Below are 6,341 nucleotides of genomic sequence, written 5' to 3' on the forward strand. Positions count from 1 at the left end.
GTTATTGACGTTGATCGCTTCACCAGCCAGAAACATCTGTTTGATGATGTCTATTCTTTTTCCGGAAAATTTTGGCCATTTCTTCGTGTGAGGCCAATCCCATTTTTGTTCGGTCAGGTAGTCGGTCTTAACTTCTGGCATAGATTTGCTATCCTTTGCGATTTAGGGAACTCAACTTAGCTTTGTTCGTTCGATCGAGCCCGGTCTAGATCGGCTGGGCAGTTTGAACCCCAACTTTATTTTTTCTTTTCATGAGAAAACCGGATTGATATCCATATACACCCACATTTCTTGAATCTTGCCGTTCTTAATGCGGATGGTGTCGCAGCAGGGAAGTTTAAAAACCTTGCCGTCGTAACGGATGTATTCTACTTGCATTTCGCAAATTACTGTATCGCCTACTTCCCACATAGCCTGGATCTCGTGGTGAACGGCTTTCACCTTGGAAACGAGTGTTGCTGAAGCTTCCTTAATGCCTTTTGGGCCGTACACTACAGGGAAATTGCTGAACTTATAGAGAGCATCATCGGCAAAGAATGTCACGAAGCCATCCACATTCATCGGTTCGCCGACGATGAAGAGATTCCTCACCAGATCGGACATTGTACCGCCGACACTTTTGCTTGTCGCAGCTTGCTCTTTGAAGGGGCTTGATGGCCAAATGAAATTTGTGCCGTGGGCGTTGTTATATTCCTGCTGGGCTCTGATAAAGTTTTGTTTGGCTGTCCGAGTTACTTGATTGAACTCAAGTTGTTCCCCGTTTGGCCCTTTACAGTAAAACAATGACCAGCCGTGAAAATCTCCGAAATCTGAATCTGAGTAACCCTCAATAAAGTATTCTGGATCGTTCCAAAACTTGTTGGCGTAATATTTAAGGGCTACTTTTTTTCTTTCTTCGTGAGATTTAACGTGAATAACGCGGTTGCAAACAACTTCAGTCAAACCTCGCCTTTGACATTCCTCTTCCAGTATCCTGGCAAAATCATTCAGATTTACGTCATCTTTGACGTGAAAAGAAATATGGGGTACGTTTGCATAGCCGACGCAGCTAGGAACTTTTTGGAATACATTAGGGGCGTTCGGGGTTAATTTGGCATCGCGGAAATGGATCACCTCTAACACCGTGTTTCCGAAGGAAATGAACCTGACATCGAGCGATTCCTTGGAACCGTCAACCAAATCGGGTACGCCCAAACTTCTGGGATCGACATTTTTTTCGATCGCCTCAATTTGTTCTTTTTGAAAGAGATTATTTTGCAACACCGGGCCGATAAATCCATTGCCAAGAAGAGCGACTTTACCGCCTAACACGTCGATGTAAAATTCCATCGCTTTGGCCATATCATCGACTGTGATGCCGAAGTGTTGCACGCCTTGCAGGTAATGACCTAAGCCAGACTTACCATTGAGCTGAGGATTGGGGGCAGAAAGCTTACCAGTCATCAGAAAAGCTACGTCCTCCTTTAATTGATTGGTGGCTCCGATTTTGGTAATCAGTTCGGCTACCCTAGAACTCCGCTGTCCTGCTAAAGTCATTTTGCCGTCGTAGACAAAGGTGTAAGCCGTTCGTTGGGGAAATGGATACAGACCTTTGACATATTTTGCCATCTCTTTTGTAGCAGTAGCGTACTCAGATGAGGCAAAAAACTTTTCCATTTCCAGAGAATTCGAGAAAGCAATTTCAAAAGCTGCTTGATATTGCTTTTCTGGAGATTCAGAATGAACGACACCGGCGGCATCCGGACGGGAATTATCTACTTCCTCAAACAGGTGCATTCGGAATTTGAGTACAGCATCGCTGCTGGCAACAGCTGGAGCAAAGCTGTTTTGCATATACTGGCGAAAGGCTTCTACGCTCGCAGTATCGGATTTTTTGACCTGAACGTGGAACTTGAGCAGCCCTTGGTCTCCGTTGGGGTCTCCTGCTGGGATACTGTCAACGTAGGTTTTGGAATTACCGTAGCTGGTGTTGTATCCGATCGCCTTGCTAAATAAGTTATGCTCGTCATCCATCAGAATGGCCGCAGCTTTGAACCAAGTTTGGCGATCGGCATCTGTTTGGAAGGTCAGTTCGGCTATCCCATTAAACTGATCTTCGTTGGGACAATTCTGTTCTATCCCGTCAACAGTCGGCCACAAACCCCCTTCATTATTTGCGAGATGAAACTGCCAGTATTGATTCTGACCTGGCAGTCGGGCACAGACTGGGCCGTGAACGTCTTTCCAATAGTTATCGAAAAGTTCTAAAGTAATCCCTTTGCGTTTCCAGAGGAGAACGTAAAAGGTTACTTTTCCTTTTTCATCGCGGGCAGCAAAATCATTTTTTCTCATTGGCGCTGTCCTTTGTTGAAGGCTTCTTTGCTCAAAAAACTTGTTAAGTGCGCCGAAGCCGCTTGCGACCTTGTTAAAACCGGTATAAACACACAAAAACAACAACAGTTCTTCGATTTCCTCGCGGGTGACTCCTTGCTGGAGCGCCATGTTTACATGGGCTCCAAAAGGATTGCCCGGGCCTTCTAAATTTTGGTTGGCGACATCAACTGCGATCGTAATTAATGCCTTAGTTTTTTGACTGATTAACGGTAAGCCCCAAGCTTCACCCGCTACGCGAGTAACGAAATCGCCAAACTTCGGATTGAGGGTTTTTAAACCCTCTTGAAGTTCTAGATCGTCGAGAACTGCATTTTTATATCTCCTGTTCTCTGCCATCTCATGTGGTGATCAACTTGAGCAAGTAGTCAGGTGCATAGACATCGCGGTAGAAGGTCAATTGTTCGGTTTTCAGGTAGCACGCACCTCGGTGTCCGCGCCGCACCCAGGTGACATTTCCTTTCGCAAGTGTTTCGTTGGTTTCGTCGTCCACGCACTTCCATTCAAAGTAGGTTACTTCACCGTTGAACATGACGATCGGCCAGCACATAGTTACTCCAGGCTGGGCAATCAAAGCCCACCAGTGTTTTTCCCGTTCTTTCTGTTGTTCCAAGCCAAAAAACGGGCCATCTTGACATAAATAAACCAGGTCTTCGCGATATTCACCTGTTAAAATATCGCCGCGTCCTTGTCTTAATGCTTCGCAGTGAGTAGGCCACCAATCTTTATTTTCTTTTTCAATTTGTGCGAGGGTATAGTTAGGGCCGATTTCTGGCAGAGTCTTTTCTTTCATCGCGACGATCTTTTCGGCATCTTCGATGAGTTTTTGAGCTACATAGGGAGTAACCAGTCCGGGACGAGAATAATCCGCTGACAAATCTTTGTAGTAATTAATGCGTTTTGTGCCTGTGCTAGCTGTCATATTTTTAGCTCCGTTTGGTTGTGAGACAATAAGTTTTTGATCGAGCATGAGAGCAACTACATCTTCTTTGAGTTGATTTGTTGCTCCTATGTTTACGATTAGCTCGGCAACGGTAGAACTGCGTTGACCGGCCAAAGTCATCTGACTGTTGTAAACAAAGGTGTAAGCAGTTCGCTCTGGAAATGGGCAAATTTGTTTAATGTACTTTGCCTGATCTTTTATCGCTGCTCCGTACTCTTTGGAAGCAAAGAATGTTTCCATTTCCAAAGGATTCGCAAAGGCAATCTCAAAAGATGCTTGATACTGCTTATCGGCTGGTTCGTAATGCGATACTCCAGCAGCATCGGGACGGGAATTATCTACTTCCTCAAACAGGTGCAGCCGGAATTTCAGCACTGAATCGCTCTTGATAACAGCGGGAGCGAAACTGTTTTTCATGTATTCCCGAAAGGCTTGCACGCTTATGCCATCTGCTTTCTTGACGGGTACGTGGAACTTCAAAATTCCGAGCGCTCCGTTTGGATCTCCTGTGGGAATACTATCAACATAGGTGATGGAATTGCCGGGGCTGGAGTTGTAACCGATCGCTTTACTGAACAAGTTGTGTTCGTCATCCATCAGAATAGCAGCCGCTTTGAACCATGTCTGACGGTCTTGTTCTGTTTCAAAAGTTAGTTCGGCAATGCCATCGAATTGATCTTCTGCGGGTGTTGTGTAATTTATACCATTAATTTCCGGCCAAATACCACCTTGATTGTGAGCTAGATGAAATTGCCAGTATTGATATTGACCTGGCAGTCTCGCACAAACTGGGCCGTGAACGTCTCTCCAGTAGTCATCGAAAAGTTCTAAACTTATTCCTTTTCTTTTCCACAGGAGAACGTAGAAGGCTACTTTTCCTTTTTTATCGCGGGCGGCGTAATCAGCCTTACTCATTTTCGCTTTCCTTTGTCCAATTCTAGTGCTAAATTTTTTTAAGCTCTCCTTTGTGACAAATACTCGTTGAGTGCCCCAAAGCCTACTGCGGCTTTGTTGAATCCGGTGTAAACGCACAAAAACAAAAGTAGTTCTTCAATTTCTTCCGCAGTAGATCCATTCTCAAAAGCAATATCCAAATGCAGTCCAAAAGGATTATTGTCACCTACATGATCTTGGTTAGCAATATCAACTGCGATTGCTATGAGAGCCTTAGTTTTCGTATCAATTAACGGCAGGTTCCAAGCTTCACCTGCCACTTTAATGCTAAATTCCCCCAACTGTTGGTTGACACTTTTCAAATTTTCTTGAAGTGCTGGGTTATCTAAAATTGGGTTTGATATTTTTCCCATTTCTGAGGTCGTTGGTGTGGGATACTGTTGCAGATTAACTCTTTCAAAAAACTCGTTTAGTGCGCCGAAGCAACTGGCAACTTTATTGAATCCAGTATAAACGCATAAAAACAAAAGGATTTCTTCGATTTCTGCCCGGTTGGCTCCTTGTTTGAGCGCCATATCTATATGGGCTCCGAAAGGATTGCCGAGGCCTTTGTGATTTTGGTTGGCAACATCAACTGCGATCGTGATTAAAGCTTTAGTTTTTTGTGGTATTAATGCCCCACCCCAAGCTTCTCCCGCCACACGAGTAACGAAATCGCCAAATCTTGGGTTAAGACGCTTTAAATTATTTTGCAGGTCTTTGTCATCGAGAACTGCATTTTTATATGGCATCATCATCCTACAGTTATTATAATTTACAGCTTTTACCAAATTTTCACAGTCCAGATAGGCTTGCGTTTAGCCTTGGCTGTTACTAAGATCGCCGATTTTTTTTACTATGCCAGATTTCTTTTTTTAGTGCAAGGATGATAAACAATATTTAACTTAAGCTCAAAAAAACTGTTTTTCTAAGCCATTGAAAACAATTGTTCACCTTGCTACAAAAAAACTAATTTTTGAAGTAGTCCGGCTCAATCGAAGCTCGCTCTAATTTTAGAGCCTTAATGTTTGCCCATAGGTTTCACTGTAGCATACTTGCTCGCTGGGAAAACGTCCACCGTACTGTTTGAATGGTTCGGTTGCGTAACCAAGAGGTAGCAAACAGCAAACATCAATTTCTGTCGGAATTTGGAATATTTCTTTTACTTGAGCGGCAACAAATCCTTCCATAGGACAGCTATCGACGCCCAAGCTTTTGGCAACAATCATGATGTGCGCGACGGCTAACATTGTGTGGCGGTTTGTCCAGGCTTCTATCGACTCAAAGCTGGGATGGTACTCGAACAATTGGGGAATTGATTGACGCATTACGCCAGCGTAGCCATCGTTTACCGCTCCTGTTTCTTTGCCCATGCTAATTATAGTTTCAATATATTCGGGTTTGGCTACAGTCCGATCGCCACAACAAATTAAAACTACTGGCGCTTCGCTAATCTGACGTTGGTTAAAAGCACAAGCTTTTAACTTTTCTTTATTTTCTTGCTCTCGGACAACAATAAAGCGCCAAGGCTGCAAATTAAAGCCTGATGGAGCCATTAGTCCAAGGCGTAAAATTTCTGATAAAGTTGCTTCGGGAATAGGTTCGGATCTGAAACTAAGAGCGGCTCGACGCTGTTCGATCGCGTCTTTTAAGTCGAGTATAGTTTTCTGTTCCATTTTTCTCGGTACTTTTCTAAGTGTCTTTTTTCTTTTGGGTATAGTTCTTTTATCTTGTTTTTTAGCTTCTTATATTCACCCTCCCTTACATTTTTTTGTTTATTCTTATAATATTTGCCTGTTTAGTGTTTTGACAAGACCGCTATTGCTCATTTTTTTAAAGCATATCACACATCATTATTTAGATAATTTTTGTGTGTTTTTCCTGCTTTATTTCTTTTCCCGCCGATTTACAAGTTCACTTTTGATATGCAGACTTAGACTTTTGCTTTGATAGCTCTTACTTTATATCGTATAAAGATAAATTACAAGAAACTTAATCTTATTTAAATTTTTCCTCCTCAGCGTGCAGCTTATTTGTCAAATACCTTATACACAGTCAACGAGATACACCCATAGATAAAACCTCCTTACTGGTT

Annotated in this window: 4 protein-coding genes; all 4 read right to left on the reverse strand. The window is 43.1% G+C overall.

Features of this window, described 5'->3' with window-relative positions; all coding sequences use genetic code 11:
* Nucleotides 1-249: 249 nt before the first annotated feature.
* Nucleotides 250-2,709, reverse strand: coding sequence for a nuclear transport factor 2 family protein (locus H6S82_RS33505; protein ID WP_242056945.1), 2,460 nt, complete (start codon nt 2,707-2,709; stop codon nt 250-252).
* Between the two features lies 1 nt (nt 2,710).
* Nucleotides 2,711-4,228, reverse strand: a complete 1,518-nt coding sequence (locus tag H6S82_RS33510; protein WP_190461301.1) for an EthD domain-containing protein — start codon at nt 4,226-4,228, stop codon at nt 2,711-2,713.
* 38 nt (nt 4,229-4,266) lie between these two features.
* Entirely contained in the window at nt 4,267-5,004 is a 738-nt protein-coding gene (locus H6S82_RS33515; protein ID WP_242056946.1) for a carboxymuconolactone decarboxylase family protein, read from the reverse strand.
* Between the two features lie 255 nt (nt 5,005-5,259).
* The gene (locus H6S82_RS14170) at nt 5,260-5,922 is read right to left on the reverse strand and encodes a nitroreductase family protein (protein ID WP_190461303.1); all 663 of its coding nucleotides are present in this window, start codon (nt 5,920-5,922) and stop codon (nt 5,260-5,262) included.
* Nucleotides 5,923-6,341: the final 419 nt, after the last annotated feature.

The organism is Planktothrix sp. FACHB-1355 (genome assembly GCF_014748295.1).
Lineage (GTDB): Bacteria > Cyanobacteriota > Cyanobacteriia > Cyanobacteriales > Aerosakkonemataceae > Aerosakkonema > Aerosakkonema funiforme_A.

What these genes read in the sequence shown, in the direction of transcription:
- H6S82_RS14170 (WP_190461303.1), bottom strand. Translation starts at nt 5,922, where the DNA reads ATGGAACAGAAAACTATACTCGACTTAAAAGACGCGATCGAACAGCGT.
- H6S82_RS33515 (WP_242056946.1), bottom strand. Translation starts at nt 5,004, where the DNA reads ATGATGATGCCATATAAAAATGCAGTTCTCGATGACAAAGACCTGCAA.
- H6S82_RS33510 (WP_190461301.1), bottom strand. Translation starts at nt 4,228, where the DNA reads ATGAGTAAGGCTGATTACGCCGCCCGCGATAAAAAAGGAAAAGTAGCC.
- H6S82_RS33505 (WP_242056945.1), bottom strand. Translation starts at nt 2,709, where the DNA reads ATGGCAGAGAACAGGAGATATAAAAATGCAGTTCTCGACGATCTAGAA.